Origin of the sequence: Ideonella sp. A 288 (genome assembly GCF_002198735.1) — a bacterium.
GTDB lineage: Bacteria > Pseudomonadota > Gammaproteobacteria > Burkholderiales > Burkholderiaceae_C > Pseudaquabacterium.
On record NZ_MWLO01000051.1, the window covers coordinates 1 to 15,150 of the forward strand.

17 protein-coding genes and 1 riboswitch are annotated in these 15,150 nt (G+C 69.4%); of the genes, 12 read left to right on the forward strand and 5 right to left on the reverse strand.

The window, feature by feature from the left end:
* From EOINJALH_RS02665 to EOINJALH_RS02695, 7 genes are all read left to right on the forward strand, one after another.
* On the forward strand, window positions 1-353 hold a 353-nt coding region (locus EOINJALH_RS02665), incomplete at its 5' end, for an energy transducer TonB (protein ID WP_144289826.1).
* Window positions 354-451: 98 nt separating this feature from the next.
* The gene (locus EOINJALH_RS02670) at window positions 452-1,288 is read left to right on the forward strand and encodes a MotA/TolQ/ExbB proton channel family protein (protein ID WP_088278766.1); all 837 of its coding nucleotides are present in this window, start codon (window positions 452-454) and stop codon (window positions 1,286-1,288) included.
* 30 nt (window positions 1,289-1,318) lie between these two features.
* Entirely contained in the window at window positions 1,319-1,750 is a 432-nt protein-coding gene (locus tag EOINJALH_RS02675; RefSeq protein WP_088278767.1) for a biopolymer transporter ExbD, read from the forward strand.
* Between the two features lie 15 nt (window positions 1,751-1,765).
* Window positions 1,766-2,182 (forward strand): biopolymer transporter ExbD, encoded by a 417-nt coding sequence (locus EOINJALH_RS02680; protein WP_088278768.1) that lies wholly within the window; start codon window positions 1,766-1,768, stop codon window positions 2,180-2,182.
* A 10-nt stretch (window positions 2,183-2,192) separates the two neighbouring features.
* Window positions 2,193-3,410, forward strand: coding sequence for a hypothetical protein (locus EOINJALH_RS02685; RefSeq protein WP_088278769.1), 1,218 nt, complete (start codon window positions 2,193-2,195; stop codon window positions 3,408-3,410).
* 67 nt (window positions 3,411-3,477) lie between these two features.
* Window positions 3,478-4,425 (forward strand): MBL fold metallo-hydrolase, encoded by a 948-nt coding sequence (locus tag EOINJALH_RS02690; RefSeq protein ID WP_088278770.1) that lies wholly within the window; start codon window positions 3,478-3,480, stop codon window positions 4,423-4,425.
* Window positions 4,426-4,534: 109 nt separating this feature from the next.
* Complete coding sequence (locus EOINJALH_RS02695; RefSeq protein ID WP_088278771.1) at window positions 4,535-4,954, forward strand: VOC family protein; 420 nt, start codon at window positions 4,535-4,537, stop codon at window positions 4,952-4,954.
* A gap of 48 nt (window positions 4,955-5,002) precedes the next feature.
* Here the strand turns inward: EOINJALH_RS02695 and eda are convergent, their stop codons facing one another.
* Window positions 5,003-5,629 carry a bifunctional 4-hydroxy-2-oxoglutarate aldolase/2-dehydro-3-deoxy-phosphogluconate aldolase gene (gene eda / locus EOINJALH_RS02700; protein ID WP_199873131.1) on the reverse strand — a complete coding sequence of 209 codons (627 nt, stop codon included), beginning with the start codon at window positions 5,627-5,629 and terminating at the stop codon, window positions 5,003-5,005.
* A 10-nt stretch (window positions 5,630-5,639) separates the two neighbouring features.
* Window positions 5,640-7,457: a phosphogluconate dehydratase gene (edd, locus tag EOINJALH_RS02705; protein WP_088278772.1), complete on the reverse strand. Its 1,818-nt coding sequence runs from the start codon at window positions 7,455-7,457 to the stop codon at window positions 5,640-5,642.
* A 92-nt stretch (window positions 7,458-7,549) separates the two neighbouring features.
* Between edd and EOINJALH_RS02710 the strand changes: the two genes are divergently transcribed.
* Window positions 7,550-8,140: a gamma-glutamylcyclotransferase gene (locus EOINJALH_RS02710; protein WP_088278773.1), complete on the forward strand. Its 591-nt coding sequence runs from the start codon at window positions 7,550-7,552 to the stop codon at window positions 8,138-8,140.
* On the opposite strand, the gene EOINJALH_RS02715 is transcribed toward EOINJALH_RS02710, so the two are convergent.
* Window positions 8,141-8,755 carry an NTP transferase domain-containing protein gene (locus EOINJALH_RS02715; RefSeq protein ID WP_088278781.1) on the reverse strand — a complete coding sequence of 205 codons (615 nt, stop codon included), beginning with the start codon at window positions 8,753-8,755 and terminating at the stop codon, window positions 8,141-8,143.
* A gap of 105 nt (window positions 8,756-8,860) precedes the next feature.
* Between EOINJALH_RS02715 and pdxH the strand changes: the two genes are divergently transcribed.
* Complete coding sequence (pdxH, locus tag EOINJALH_RS02720) at window positions 8,861-9,499, forward strand: pyridoxamine 5'-phosphate oxidase (protein ID WP_088278774.1); 639 nt, start codon at window positions 8,861-8,863, stop codon at window positions 9,497-9,499.
* A 51-nt stretch (window positions 9,500-9,550) separates the two neighbouring features.
* Here pdxH and msrA read toward each other — a convergent pair whose 3' ends face one another.
* Window positions 9,551-10,084, reverse strand: a complete 534-nt coding sequence (gene msrA, locus EOINJALH_RS02725) for a peptide-methionine (S)-S-oxide reductase MsrA (protein ID WP_088278775.1) — start codon at window positions 10,082-10,084, stop codon at window positions 9,551-9,553.
* A gap of 294 nt (window positions 10,085-10,378) precedes the next feature.
* A complete protein-coding gene (locus tag EOINJALH_RS02730; protein ID WP_088278776.1) occupies window positions 10,379-11,947 on the reverse strand; it encodes a UbiD family decarboxylase in 1,569 nt (522 codons plus the stop codon).
* A gap of 257 nt (window positions 11,948-12,204) precedes the next feature.
* On the opposite strand from EOINJALH_RS02730, the gene EOINJALH_RS02735 reads away from it, so the two are divergent.
* The 3 genes from EOINJALH_RS02735 to nrdR all read left to right on the forward strand — a co-directional run bounded on the left by EOINJALH_RS02735 (window position 12,205) and on the right by nrdR (window position 15,035).
* A complete protein-coding gene (locus EOINJALH_RS02735; RefSeq protein ID WP_088278777.1) occupies window positions 12,205-13,110 on the forward strand; it encodes a lytic transglycosylase domain-containing protein in 906 nt (301 codons plus the stop codon).
* A 16-nt stretch (window positions 13,111-13,126) separates the two neighbouring features.
* A riboswitch (ZMP/ZTP riboswitch) is annotated at window positions 13,127-13,254 on the forward strand.
* 59 nt (window positions 13,255-13,313) lie between these two features.
* Window positions 13,314-14,564, forward strand: a complete 1,251-nt coding sequence (gene glyA, locus EOINJALH_RS02740) for a serine hydroxymethyltransferase (protein ID WP_088278778.1) — start codon at window positions 13,314-13,316, stop codon at window positions 14,562-14,564.
* A 27-nt stretch (window positions 14,565-14,591) separates the two neighbouring features.
* On the forward strand, window positions 14,592-15,035 hold the full coding sequence (nrdR, locus tag EOINJALH_RS02745) for a transcriptional regulator NrdR (protein WP_088278779.1): 444 nt from the start codon (window positions 14,592-14,594) through the stop codon (window positions 15,033-15,035).
* Window positions 15,036-15,150 lie beyond the last annotated feature (115 nt).

Below are 15,150 nucleotides of genomic sequence, written 5' to 3' on the forward strand. Positions count from 1 at the left end.
TGGTGCAGGCACCCGCACCGCCCGCACCGCCGCCGCCCGCGCCGCCGAAGGCTGCCGCCAAGCCGGCGATCGCCAACGTGCAGGCCTGCGCCCCGAAGTCCGACGACTATCCGCCGGCCGCGGCGCGCGCCGAAGCCACCGGCACCACCAAGATCCGCTTCACGATCGACGCGGCCGGCAAGCTGGTGAAGACCGAAGTCGTCCGGTCGGCCGGTGCCTCGCGCGAGCACCGCCTGCTCGACCGTGTGGCGGCCGACAAGCTCGGCAGCTGCAACTTCACGCCCGGCATCGACGAGCACGGCAAGCCGATGGGCGGCACCTTTGAAGTCGACTACGTCTGGAAGCTCGAGTAGCCGTGGCCAGACCGTCGATCGACCTTCCGCTCACCCCCATCCAAACCCACCCGGCGCATGCGCAGGCACTGCCGCGAGCCCGTTCCCTCGGAGAAACCATGTCCCTGACCAACTTCCTGCGCGCCCCGTTGCTGGCCGCCGCCCTGAGCCTCGGCGCACTCCTCGTCCCCGCTGCCGCAATGGCCCAGGCCTCCGCACCGGCCGCCGAGGCCGCCGCCGCACCGGCGCCGGCACCCGCCGCGGCCATGCCGCCGACGGCCACCGTGGCCAAGGAAACCATCGACAACCCCTACGGCCTGGATGCGCTGTGGCGGCAGGGTGACATCGTGGCCCGCGGCACGCTGATCATCATGATCATCATGTCCATGGGCAGCTGGTACATCATCTTCACCAAGCTGTTCGAGCAGAGCAAGCTGTTCAAGCAGGCCAACGCCATCGGCGACGCCTTCTGGAAGGCCAGCTCGATGAAGCAGGCCGCCGCCACGCTGGACGAGAAGAGCGCCTTCCGCTACATCGCCGAGCAGGGCGTCAAGGCCGACGAGCACCACGAGGGCACGATCGTCGAGCAGATCGACCGCAACACCTGGATCGGCATGAGCGTCGACCGCGCCGTCGGCAACATCAACAGCCGCCTGCAGGACGGCCTGGCCTTCCTGGCCACGGTCGGCTCCACCTCGCCGTTCGTCGGCCTGTTCGGCACGGTCTGGGGCATCTACCACGCGCTCACCGCCATCGGCATCTCGGGCCAGGCCTCGATCGACAAGGTGGCCGGCCCCGTGGGCGAGGCCCTCATCATGACCGCCTTCGGCTTGGCCGTGGCGGTGCCCGCGGTGATGGGCTACAACTGGCTGATCCGCCGCAACAAGACCGTGATGGAGCGCATCCGCGCCTTCTCGGGCGACGTGCACAACGTGCTGCTGGCCACCAAGCGCTGATGGCTGCGCCGGCCCCCAAGGAGTGACGCCATGTCCATGAACGTTGGGTCTGCCGACGACGACGACGAGGGGACGATGAACTCGTCCATCAACACCACGCCCCTGGTGGACGTGATGCTGGTGCTGCTGATCATCTTCCTGATCACGATCCCGGTGGTGACGCAGAGCGTGAAGCTCGAGTTGCCCAAGGAAACGAACGTGCCGACGCAGACCAAGCCGGAGAACATCCTGCTGGCCGTCAGCAAGGACGGCGACGTCTACTGGAACACCCGCCGCATGCCCGACATCGAGGTGCTGGTGGCCGAGCTCAAGAAGGAATCGGTGAAGGACCCACAGCCCGAGGTGCACATCCGCGGCGACCAGGACGCGCGCTACGAGAGCGTCGGCCGCCTGGTGGTGGCCTGCCAGCGCGCCGGCATCTCCAAGGTCGGCTTCATCACCGAACCGCCCCCGAAGCAGTAGGAACAGGAGCCTCCCATGTCTATGCAAGTAGGTGGTGGCGACGACGACATGATGGTCGAGATGAACACCACGCCGTTGATCGACGTGATGCTCGTGCTGCTGATCATGTTCATCATCACCATCCCCGTCCAGACCCACGCGGTCAAGATGAACATGCCCGTGGGGCCGAGCACGCCGCAGACCAAGCAACCCGAGATCAACCGCATCGATGTCGACTTCGATGGCACGATCGGCTGGAACGGCGCGATCGTCACCGACGCCGAGTTGCTGGCCAAGCTCGCCGAGGTGGCTGCCATGCCCGATCAGGCCGAGGTGCACCTGCGCCCGAACAAGCTGGTGAGCTACAAGGTCGTGGCCCATGTGATGGCGTCGGCCCAGCGGCTGGGCGTCACCAAGATCGGACTGATCGGCAACGAACAGTTCATGAACTGACCCCGGCGCGATGAAACCCAAGAAACTCCTGTTGTCGGTCGCCGCGGGCCTGGCCCTGTGGACGGCGGCCGTTGGCGCGCAGGCGCAGGCGGTGCGGCCCGAGGTCGGCAAGCCGCTGCAGCAAGCCAGCGACATGCTGAAGGCCGGCAAGGCCCGCGAGGCCCTGGCCAAGGCGCGCGAAGCCGACGGCGTGGCGGGCAAGACCGCCGCCGAGCAGTTGATGATCGACCGCATGAAGGGCGCTGCCGCGCAGCGCGCGGGCGACAACGCCGCGACCATCCAGGCCTTCGAATCGCTGTTTCCCAAGGTGAGCGGCAACGAGGCCGCGCAGGTGGCCGAGTCGCTGGCCTTCGCCTATTCGCAGGCCAAGGACTGGGGCAAGACCAACCAGTGGATCCAGAAGGCCCAGTCGATGGGCGGCGGCAGCGCGCAGCTCAAGCAACTGCAGGCCTATGTGCAGGGCCAGAGCGGTGACTTCGCCGCCATCGGACGCGATGCGGCGGCGGCTGTCTCGGCCGCCGAACAGGCCGGCCGGCGTCCCGACGAGGGCGACCTGCTGCGCCTGGCCGATGCCCAGGCCCGCACGGGCAACACGGCGGGCCAGACCGCCACGCTCGAGAAGCTGCTGGCCAACTACCCGAAGAAGGACTACTGGTCCATCTACCTGGGCCGGGTGCAGCGCAAGAGCGGCTTCTCGGACCGCTTCTCACTCGAGGTGATGCGGCTGAAGCTGGCCACCGGCGTGCTCACCAAGACCGAAGACTTCATGGAGATGTCCCAGCTGGCACTGCAGGCGGGCTTGCCTGCCGAGGGCAAGGAGATCGTCGACAAGGGCTTCGCCGCCGGCGCCCTGGGCACCGGGCCCGAGGCCGAACGCCACAAGCGCCTGCGCGACCTGGCCAACAAGGCCGAGGCCGAGGCGAAGGCCTCGATCGAGCAGCGCGCCACCGCCGCCGCGGCATTGAAGGACGGCAACGACCTGGTGCAGATCGGCTACGCCTACGTCACCATGGGCCAGGCCGACAAGGGCATCGGGCTGATCGAACAGGGCATCGCCAAGGGCGGCCTGAAGCGCCCCGAGGACGCCAAGATCCGCCTCGGCGTGGCCCTGCTGAAGAGCGGCAAGCACAAGGCCAAGGCCGTGCAGACGCTGCGCAGCGTGCAAGGCAACGACGGTGCGGCCGACCTGGGCCGCCTGTGGGCGCTGATGGCCAACCAGGCCGGCTGAGCACCGGCCGCTTGCAATCCACCCTTCCGCGCGGGGCCTTCGGGCCCCGTGTCCGTTGAGACACCGCATGCCACTCGACTTCGTTCAATCGCTCGGCGACGGGCTGCACGTCATCGACACGGGCTTCCACCGATCCCTCTTCGATGCCTCGTTCCTGATCGTCGAGGACGGCCATGCCGCCTTCGTCGACACCGGCACCAACTTCGCCGTGCCGCGCCTGCTGGCGGCATTGGCCGATCTGGGGCTCGCCCCCGAGGCGGTGGATTTCGTGATCCCCACCCACGTGCACCTCGACCACGCCGGCGGCGTCGGGCTGCTGATGCAGTCGCTGCCTCGGGCCCGGGTGCTGGTGCACCCGCGCGGCGCGCGCCACATGGTCGACCCCTCGCAGCTCTTCCAGGGCGCGCTGGCCGTGTACGGGGCCGACGAGATGGCGCGCTCGTACGGCACGCTGGTGCCGGTGGACGCATCGCGGGTGCAGGCCACCGACGACGGCATGGTGGTCGCGCTGGCCGGTCGGCCGCTGCGCTTCATCGACACGCCGGGCCATGCGCGTCACCACCACTGCATCTGGGACGAGCGCACCCGCGGCTGGTTCACCGGCGACACCTTCGGCCTGAGCTACCGCGAATTCGACACGGCCAATGGCCCCTGGATCCTGCCGACGTCGACGCCGGTGCAGTTCGACCCCGATGCGCTGCGCGCGTCGGTGCGGCGGCTGCTGGAGGCCGAGCCGCAGTGGATGTACCTGACCCACTTCGGCCGGGTCGGCGACGTGGCTCGGCTGGCTGGGTCGCTCGGCGAACAGCTCGACGCGATGGTGGCGCTGGCCCTGCGCCTGAAGGACGCACCGGCCCGCCACGAGGCCCTGAAGGCGGGCATGGCGGCGCTGTACCGGGCGCAGCTGCAGCGCCATGGCGTGGCCGCGATCGAGGACGGCCTGGCCGGCCTGGCGCTGGACATCGAGCTCAATGCGCAGGGCCTGGCGGTCTGGCTGGATCGCGACAAGGCCTGACCCGCCGCGTGTCATCGACACGGCGCCATGGCGCATGGCCCGGGACGCCGGCGGGCCGACCGCCCGCGCCGTACAGTCGACCTTCCACCCCCGTGAGGACCGCCCTCCCATGAAATACCTGCACACGATGGTGCGCGTCACCAATCTCGACGCCTCGATCGCCTTCTACTGCGATGCCCTCGGCCTCGAACTGCTGTCGCGCCGAGACGTGCCGGAAGGCAAGTTCACGCTGGTGTTCCTGGCCGCGCCGGGCGACCACGGCGCCCAGGTCGAGCTGACGCACAACTGGTCCGACGAGGTGTACACCGGCGGGCGCAACTTCGGCCACCTGGCCTACGCAGTCGATGACATCTATGCCGCCTGCCAGCGATTGATGGACCACGGCGTGACCATCAACCGCCCGCCGCGCGACGGCCGCATGGCCTTCGTGCGCTCACCCGACCAGATCTCGGTCGAACTGCTGCAGGCCGGCGCGCCGTTGCCGCCGGCCGAGCCCTGGGTGTCGATGCCGAACGTCGGGGCCTGGTAGCACCCGGCTTGGCACCCGGCGTGGTGCCGGCGACCGCGCCGCGCGAGCTCAACCGTGCAGCGCGCAGGCCTCGCGCGCCAGACGCGTGATGCGGGCCCAGTCACCCGAGTCGATGGCGTCCTGAGGGGTCAGCCACGATCCGCCGCACACCTTCACGTTGGGCAAGGCCAGGAACTGCGGGGCGCTCTCCGGCGTGATGCCGCCGGTGGGGCAGAAGTCGATGTCCGGGAACGGGCCGCCCAGCGCCTTGAGCATGGGCAGGCCGCCGGCCTGCATCGCCGGGAAGAACTTCAGGAAACGGTGGCCGGCCGAACTGGCGGCCATCACCTCGCTGGCGGTGGCCACGCCGGGCAGCAGCGGCAGGCCGATGTCGCGGCAGGCGCGGCCGATCTCGACCGTGTAGCCCGGGCTCACCGCGAACCGGCTGCCCACGGCCAGCGCCGCGCGGGCGTCCACGGCCGAGCGGATGGTGCCGGCGCCGACGATGGCTTCCGGCACGGCACGCGCGATGGCTTCGATGCAGGCCAGGGCCACGTCGGTGCGCAGCGTCACCTCAAGCACCTTGACGCCGCCGGCCAGCAGGGCTTCGGCCAGGGGCACCGCGTCGTCCACGCGCCGCAGCACGATCACCGGGATCACGGGGCCGTGGTCGGCCAGGCTCAACGGATCGATCATCGGGGTTCCTTCACAACCATGTGACAGCGCCTTCCTCGGCGCTGCGGACCAGGCGGCGCATGCCGCCGAACAGTTCGCGGCCCAGGCCCTGGCCGCTGGCCTGCGCGGCGTCGGGGCCGAGCGTGGCAGGTGCACGGGCCACCCACTCGGCCTCGCCCACCTGCACCGAAAGCTCACCGGTGACGGCGTCCAGGCGGATGATGTCGCCATCGCGCACCCGCGACAACGGCCCGCCGGCCAGCGCCTCGGGGCTGGCGTGGATGGCCGCGGGCACCTTGCCCGACGCACCGCTCATGCGCCCGTCGGTGACCAGCGCGACGCGGAAGCCCTTGCCCTGCAACACGGCCAGCGGCGGCGTCAGCTTGTGCAACTCGGGCATGCCGTTGGCACGCGGCCCCTGGAAGCGCACCACCGCGACGACATCGCGCTCCAGCGTGCCGGCATTGAAGGCCGCGAGCAGCGCCTCCTGGCTGTCGAACACGGCGGCCGGTGCCTCCACCACATGGCAGTCCTCGGGCACGGCCGAGACCTTGATCACCGCGCGGCCGAGGTTGCCCGTGAGCAGGCGCAGCCCGCCGGTCGGCGAGAAGGGCTCGGTGACCTGGCGCACCACCGTGGCATCGCCGGGCTCGGCCGGCAAGTCCTGCCAGCACAGATCGCCGCCGTCGGCCAGCGCCGGCACCTGGCCATAGCGCGCCAGGCCGCCTTCGGCCACCGTGGCCACGTCGGCATGAAGGCAGCCGCCGTCCATCAGCTCGCGCAGCACGAAGCCGGGGCCGCCGGCGGCCTGGAACTGGTTCACGTCGGCGCTGCCGTTGGGGTACACGCGGGCCAGCAGCGGCACCTCGGCCGACAGGTCGGAGAAGTCGGTCCAGTCGATCAGGATGCCGGCCGCACGGGCCACCGCCACCCAGTGGATGAGGTGGTTGGTGGAGCCGCCGGTGGCCAGCAGGGCCGCCATCGCATTGACGATCACGCGCTCGTCCACCAGTCGGCCGATGGGCGTGTAGCGCGCGCGCTGGCCGATGGCCAGCACGGTGGCCACGGCTTCGCGGGTGAGCGCTGCGCGCAGGCCCGCCTCGGGGTGCACGAAGGCGGCGCCGGGCACATGCAGCCCCATCGCCTCGAGCAGCATCTGGTTGCTGTTGGCGGTGCCGTAGAAGGTGCAGGTGCCCACGCCGTGGTAGGCGGCCTGCTCGGCCGCGAGCAACTGGTCGCGGCCCACCAGGCCCTGGGCATGCTGCTCGCGCACCTTGGACTTGGCGGTGTTGGACAACCCGGTCGACATGGGGCCGGCCGGCACGAAGACGCAAGGCAGGTGGCCGAAGTGCAGCGCACCGATCAGCAGGCCCGGCACGATCTTGTCGCACACGCCCAGCAGCAGGGCGCCATCGAACACGTCGTGCGACAGGGCAATGGCAGTGGCCATCGCGATGCTGTCGCGCGAGAACAGGCTCAGCTCCATGCCCGGCAGGCCCTGGGTGACGCCGTCGCACATCGCCGGCACGCCGCCGGCCACCTGCGCCGTGGCGCCCAGGCGCCGCGCTTCGTCGCGGATCAGGGTTGGGTAGGACTCATAGGGCTGGTGCGCCGACAGCATGTCGTTGTAGGCGGTGACCACCGCCAGGTTCGGCGCGCGCTGGGCCACGACCCGCAGTCGCTGGTCGCCCGGCATCGCCGCGAAGGCGTGGGCGACATTGGCGCAGCCCATGCGCTGGGCGCCCGGCGGACGCTGGGCGAGGCGGTCGACCTGGGCCAGGTAGGCGGCCCGCGTCGACGCACTGCGAGCCTTGATCCGGTCGGTGATCCGGGTGATGCCAGTCTTCATGCCGCGAGTGTAATCGATGAATCTAAAAACAAGTAACCTGGTTACATCACCACAAGCTCCCGTCGGGCTCTGGCATGCTCCGGGGACTCGCCATGGTCCCTGCACTCCGCGACACCGCCGCCCTGCTCGATGCCACCCGCACGCAATGGGGTGGACGGGGCGATCTCTGGGTGTTCGGCTATGCGTCGCTGATCTGGCGGCCCGAGTTCGAGTTCGTCGAGCACCGGCCCGCGCTGGTGCATGGCTGGCACCGCACTTTCAGGATGCGCTCGCGCATCAACCGGGGCACGCCCGAGCAACCCGGGCTGGTGTTCGCCCTGGTGTCGGGGGGCAGTTGCCGCGGCATGGTCTATCGCATCGCGCGCCAGCGCGCCGCCAGCGAACTGGACCGACTGTGGGCCCGCGAGATGCCCACCGGCGTGTACGACCCCCGTTGGCTGGCCTGCCGCACGGCGCAGGGCACGGTGCCCGCCCTCGCCTTCACGCTGAGCCGCCGCAGCCCGAACTTCACCGGCCACATGGACGACGAGACGCTGCTGCAGGTGCTGCGCGCGGCACGGGGACGGTACGGCACGACGCTGGACTACATGCTGCTCACCGCGCACGCCTTGAGGGAGCACGGCATGCTCGACCGCGAACTGGCCCGCCTGGTGTTTCTGGCGCGCCGGGCCGGCCTGGCCTGATCAGCGCGGCGCGCCCGGGGTGGTCACCCGGTCACGCACCGCGGCCAGGTCGCTGGGCGTGTCGACATCGACCAGCACCCCCGGATCGCCCACCTCGACCCCGTGCGAGGGATAGCGCGCGACAACGCGGCGGGCGCCTTCGTCGCCGCTGAGCTGCACCAGGTCGGAGAACAGTTCGGCCGAGAATCCCACCGGATGGCCGCGGCGGCCCAGGTGCTGGGCGAACACCACCGGATGACTCGCCAAGGACGCGGCCACCGCCCGGATGCTCGCCGGCCTGACCAGCGGCATGTCGCCCGGCAGCACCAGCCATCCCGAGGCGTTGGGGCGGGCCGCCACACCCGCGGCGATGGAATAACCCATGCCCAGCGCGGCCGACCCTCGCTGCAGGCCGGGCAGCAGCACCACGTCTCGCCCCGCGACCAGGCTGGCCGCCTCGGCCATCAGCGGCTCGGTGGTGACCACCACCACCGGCAGGCCGCTGGCGATGGCATGGCCTACCGTTTGTCCCAGCACGGTACTCGTGCCGAGCGGCTGAGCGAGCTTGTGGCGCATCGCGTCGAAGCGGCTACCGCGCCCCGCGGCGAGCACGACGATCACTGGAGGCAGGTTCATGACCAACATAGCATGGCGGCCACCCCCTCGATTAGACAGTCGTACGATCACCTAAGGCGTACCACGTAGGGTCCAGCCCTCGTTCGACACCGGCATACTCGGGCCATGGACCCCAAGATCGCCGACCTCCGCAAGAGCTACGAACGTGCCGAACTCGATGAAGCGGCCTCAGGCGAGCGCCCGATGCAACAGTTCGAGGCCTGGTTTCAGGAGGCGCTGGACGCCAAGGTGCCCGAACCCAATGCCATGACCCTGGCCACCGTCGGGCCGGGCGGACGCCCGTCGACCCGGGTCGTGCTGGTCAAGGGCTTCGACGAGCAGGGCCTGGTCTGGTACACCAGCTACCACAGCCGCAAGGGCACGGAACTCGCGGCAAATCCATTTGCAGCGCTGCAGTTCCATTGGGTCGAACTCGAGCGCGTCGTGCGCATCGAAGGCTCGGTCGAGAAGGTGGAAGGCGCGCAGGCCGACGCCTACTTCGCGTCCAGGCCGCTCGACTCGCGCATCGGTGCCTGGGCCTCGCCGCAGAGCCAGGTGATCTCGTCGCGGGCCGTGCTGGTGGCCAACGCGGCGCGCGTGGCAGCCCAGTATGCGCTTTCGCCGCCGCGGCCGCCGCATTGGGGCGGCTACCGTTTGCGGCCGGACCGCTGGGAGTTCTGGCAGGGCCGCAAGAGCCGCCTGCACGATCGACTGTGCTATCGCCTCGACGGCGGCCGCTGGATCCGCGAACGGCTCGCGCCCTGAGCGCACGAGGCCGGCGCAACAAGGCGTTCGCGCCGGTGCCGCACCGGTCGGTCAGGGCCGGTACCGGGTGGCGAACGTGCGCTTGAACTTGTCCACCTTCGGCGCCACCACGAAGGCGCAATAGCTCTGGTCGGGATGGTTGGCGAAGTAGTGCTGGTGGTAGGCCTCCGCACGGGAGTAGTTCGCCTCGGTGGCCACCTCGGTCACGGCCCGCCGGCCCGTCTGGCTGTTCACCTTGGCCAGCACCTCGCGCGCCACTTGGTCCTGCATCGGCGAGCGCACGTAGATGCCCGATCGGTACTGGGTACCGACATCGTTGCCCTGGCGGTTCGGGGTGCTCGGGTCATGCACGACGAAGAAGATCTCGAGCATCTCTCGCAGGCTGATCCGGTCGGCGTCGAAGGTGACCCGCACCACCTCGGCGTGGCCGGTGTTGCCCGTGCACACGGCTTCGTAACTGGGGGCGACCACATGACCGTTGCAATAGCCCGACTCGACGGCCACCACGCCGTCGACACGCTCGTAGACCGCTTCGAGGCACCAGAAGCAACCGCCACCGAGCGTGATGGTTTCGTGCGTCGCCATGTCGTCCTTGATTTCTTGTGTGCGATGAACCAGTCGGAATTGTCCGCAGGCACGCGACGCCCTGATGCCACCGGGGCCATCGGAAGGGCCAGAAGTACAAACCCCTCCGGCCTTTCGGCACGGAGGGGCGGGCGGCTGATGGGCCACCATGTGGAGCTCCGGGGGAATTGGGCCCGGGGCTCCTGACTCGCAGAGACTGCGAGCACTCGGGTACCTTCTTGCAGAAGGCAAGGCAACGATAGTGCAGCGCCAGCCGAGGGGCAAGTGCCCCGTCATGCCCACGGTTGCGGCAGGTCAATTGCCCTTCGTCGGCCCTGCCATGACGGCGGCGAACAGCGCGTCGACACGGGTGCGCACCGCGTCGGGCATCGTGATCGACCGGCCCCACTCCCGGGACGTTTCTCCTGGCCACTTGTTGGTGGCGTCCAGCCCCATCTTGCCGCCCAGCCCACTCACCGGAGAGGCGAAGTCCAGGTAGTCGATCGGCGTGCCTTCGACGAGGGTGGTGTCGCGCACCGGGTCCATGCGCGTGGTGATGGCCCACACCACTTCCTTCCAGTCGCGGATGTTCACGTCGTCGTCGGTCACGATGATGAACTTGGTGTACATGAACTGGCGCAGGAAGCTCCACAGCCCGAACATCAACCGCTTGGCGTGGCCAGGGTAGCTCTTGCGGATCGAGATCACCGCCAGGCGGTAGCTGCAGCCCTCGGGCGGCAGGTAGAAATCGGTGATCTCCGGGAACTGCTTCTGCAGGATCGGCACGAAGACTTCATTGAGCGCAACCCCCAGCACCGCCGGTTCGTCGGGCGGCTTGCCGGTGTAGGTGGAGTGGTAAACCGGGTCACGCCGATGGCTGACGCGGTCGATGCGGAACACCGGAAACCAGTCCTGCTCGTTGTAGTAGCCGGTGTGGTCGCCGAACGGCCCCTCCAGCGCGTGCAGGTACCCGCCCTTCTCGCGCCACGGCACACCGTGGGGGCTGCGCCCCTCGAATCCGCGTTCGGCCACGGGCACATGACCTTCCAGGACGATCTCGGCCGACACCGGCACCTGCAAGGGCCGCCCCGGCTGGCCAACCTCGCAGTCGACCACCTCGGTCGGGCTGCCACGCAGCAGGCCCGCGAACTGGTACTCCGACAGGCTGTCGGGCACCGGTGTCACCGCGCCCAGCATGGTGGCCGGGTCGGCCCCCAGCGCCACGGCCATGGGGAAGGGCTGGCCCGGCTGCGCCAACGCGAACTCGCGGAAGTCGAGCGCCCCGCCGCGATGGGCCAGCCAGCGCATGATCACCTCGCGCGGGCCGATCACCTGCTGGCGGTAGATGCCGATGTTCTGGCGCAGGCGCGGCCGCTCGACGTTCTGCGGGCCGCGGGTGACGACCAGCCCCCATGTGATCAGCGGGCCGGCGTCGTCTGGCCAGCAATGCTGGATGGGCCAGGTGGCCAGGTCGATCTCGTCCGAGGCCAGCCGCACCTCACGGCACGGGCCATCGCGGCGTCGCACCGGCTTCATGTCCCACAGCGCCTTGGCCAGTTGCACCAGGCGGCCGGCGTCCTTGAGTCCCTTGGGCGGTTCGGGCTCCTTCAAGCTGGCCAGCAGGCGGCCGATGTCGCGCAACTCGGCCGTGCTGTCGGCCCCCATGCCCAGCGCCACCCGCCGCGGCGTGCCGAACAGGTTGGCCAGCACTGGCCAGCGCTGCGGCGGCGAGGCCTCGAACCACAGCGCAGGCCCTTCGGCGCGAAGCACCCGGTCGGCCAGCGCCGTCATTTCAAGTTGGGGGGACACCGGCTCTCGAACGCGCCGCAACTCGCCCATTTGCTCCAACTGGCCCGCAAAGTCCCTCAAGTCTCGGTACTTCATACAATTAAGTAGTTATGGGACATATTGATATGCTTGACGGGTTATTATCGAGCTTCCTAGAATCCGGTCGACCGAGTCTTGAGGGTTAACCCTCGACGAGCGTGGCAAGGCGATCCGGGCGGGACGACACCGCAGGCGCCGGGACCATTCCTTCCGGGCCGCCGTCGATCGATGCGCGGGACCCTACGATTATCGACGTCGGGTTCGAACGCCTGGGGCCACGAGCCCCGACGTCCCGACGCACAGTGAGGATCCGCATGACCGTCCTGTCCCGATTGCGCCGATGGCGCAGCACATGTTTCGAATCGACCACCGTCTTCCTGCGCGACGTGGGCCACGGCCTGCTCGAGATCTGCCACAACTCGCTGGCGCTGCTGGGGCTGTGCGTGGTGGCCGCGCTGCTGTTCGCGGGCACCCGGGCCGACCTGCGCCACAGCATCGAGCAGCACGCTCTCGACTGGCTGCTCGAGCGCCAGGAAGCCCGCACACCGGCCAGTGACGACGTGCTGGCCGAAATGGCCGAGCCCAGCGCCATCGAACGCGCCACGGCAGTAGACCCGCGCGAACTGCCCCGCCAGCAGGCGGCGGTGGCCCAGTGGCTGGCCCGGCGCTACAAGGTGGCGCCCGAGCCGCTGAGCCGCCTTGTCCAGGAGGCCTGGTCCGTTGGCCACCGCATGGGCGTCGACCCGACGCTGGTGCTGGCCGTGATGGCCATCGAGTCGAGCTTCAATCCGTTTGCCCAGAGCCCGGTGGGCGCCCAAGGGCTGATGCAGGTGATGACCCGCATCCACGACGACAAGTACCAGGCCTTCGGGGGCGCCCGCGCGGCCTTCGACCCGGTCACCAACCTGCGCGTCGGGGTGCAGGTGCTGAAGGAATGCATCGCGCGGGCCGGCGGGCTGGAGGCGGGCTTGCGCTATTACGTGGGCGCCGCCATCCATGGACAGGACGGCGGCTACGTCGTCAAGGTGCTGGCCGAGCAAACCCACCTTCAATTGGTGGCCAACGGCAAGCCGGTGTCGATCAACGCGCCGCTGCCGGTGTTCAGGCCGCTGTCGCCGTCGGAAGCCAACACGCCGCAGGCACTGCCCGAAGCGCCCGCCATGCCGGCCTCGGCGCCGCCGACGGCCGTCGAAGACGAGCGCGTCGCGCTGCTTCGCTGAACGGCTCCGCTACACTTTCCAACAGCGCGACTGGCGATAGGGCCTCCTGCCAGGGGCCCGAGGTGGATCACCACCATGGAGCGCGAACGAGCGGCGTCCCGCGGATGCTGCCGTCCCCAATAGCCGTTCGCCTGGGCAGCCCGCGGCCGGGCCGATGCACATCGGCGGTCGGCGGGACCATGTTCACCTCGAGGACTGCCCCCATGTTCGACCGCTCCCAATCCACCGTCGCCAACGTCGACCCCGAATTGTTCGCCGTCATCCAGGCCGAGAACGCCCGCCAGGAAGACCACATCGAACTGATCGCGTCGGAAAACTACGCCTCGCCGGCGGTCATGCAGGCCCAGGGCTCGCAACTCACCAACAAGTACGCCGAAGGCTATCCCGGCAAGCGCTACTACGGCGGCTGCGAACATGTCGACGTGGTCGAGCAGCTGGCCATCGACCGCCTGAAGCAGATCTTCGGCGCCGAGCACGCCAACGTGCAACCCAATTCCGGCTCGCAGGCCAACCAGGCGGTGTTCTTCGGCCTGCTGCAGCCCGGCGACACCATCATGGGCATGAGCCTGGCGGAGGGCGGCCACCTCACCCACGGCATGGCGCTCAACATGAGCGGCAAGTGGTTCAAGGTGGTGAGCTACGGCCTGGACGCCAACGAGGCCATCGACTACGACGCGATGGAACGCCTGGCCCGGGAGCACAAGCCCAAGCTGATCATCGCCGGCGCATCGGCCTATGCGCTGCGCATCGACTTCGAGCGCTTCGCGAAGGTGGCCCGCGAGATCGGCGCCTACTTCATGGTCGACATGGCGCACTACGCCGGCCTCATCGCCGCGGGCGTCTACCCCAACCCGGTGCCGCACGCCGACGTGGTGACCTCCACCACCCACAAAACCCTGCGCGGCCCGCGCGGCGGCCTGATCCTGATGAAAGACGCTGTCGCCAAGCAGATCAACAGCGCCATCTTCCCCGGCATCCAGGGCGGCCCGCTGATGCACGTCATCGCCGCCAAGGCGGTGGCCTTCAAGGAAGCGCTGTCGCCCGAGTTCAAGACCTACCAGCAGCAGGTCGTCAAGAACGCCGCCGCGATGGCCACCACGCTGACCCAGCGCGGCTTGCGCATCGTCAGCGGCCGCACCGAGAGCCACGTGATGCTGGTCGACCTGCGCCCCAAGGGCCTGACGGGCAAGGAAGCCGAAGCCATCCTCGGCAGCGCGCACATGACCTGCAACAAGAACGGCATCCCGAACGACCCGCAGAAGCCGATGGTCACCAGCGGCATCCGCCTGGGCTCGCCGGCCATGACCACGCGGGGCTTCCGCGAGCGCGAGGCCGTGGCCACCGCCAACCTGATCGCCGACGTGCTGGACCACCCGCAGGACGCGGCCCGACTGGCGGCCGTGCGCGAGCAGGTGGGCGCGCTGACCCGCGAGTTCCCCGTCTACCGCGGCTGACCCCACCCCGCCGCCGAAGCCCCGCCGATGCGTTGCCCCTACTGTGCCCACGAGGAGACCCAGGTCGTCGAGACCCGGGAGTCCGACGAGGGCGACGTCATCCGGCGGCGGCGCCGCTGCCTGAAGTGCGACAAGCGCTTCACCACCTACGAGCGCGCCGAGATCGCGCTGCCGGCGGTGGTCAAGAAAGATGGCGCCCGCACCGAGTTCGATGCCGCCAAGCTGCGCGCCTCGATGATGCTGGCGCTGCGAAAGCGCCCGGTGAGCGTCGAGCAGGTGGATGCGGCACTCGAGCGCATCCAGGAAAAGCTGCTCGCCACCGGCGCCAAGGAAGTGCCCAGCGCCCGCCTGGGCGAACTGGTGATGCGCGAGCTCAAGCGCATCGACAAGGTGGCCTACGTGCGCTTCGCGTCGGTCTACCGCAGCTTCGAGGACGTGGACGAGTTCCGTCAGTTGATCCGCGGTATCTGAACCGCACCCCCCCTTCCGGGGGGACTGGTTGCCCCCCCAAATCCCGACCGTTCGTCCCCCCGACAGGGCGACGCGGCGCAGCGCCGCCCTTCGCAGAATGACTCGCATCCCGAAC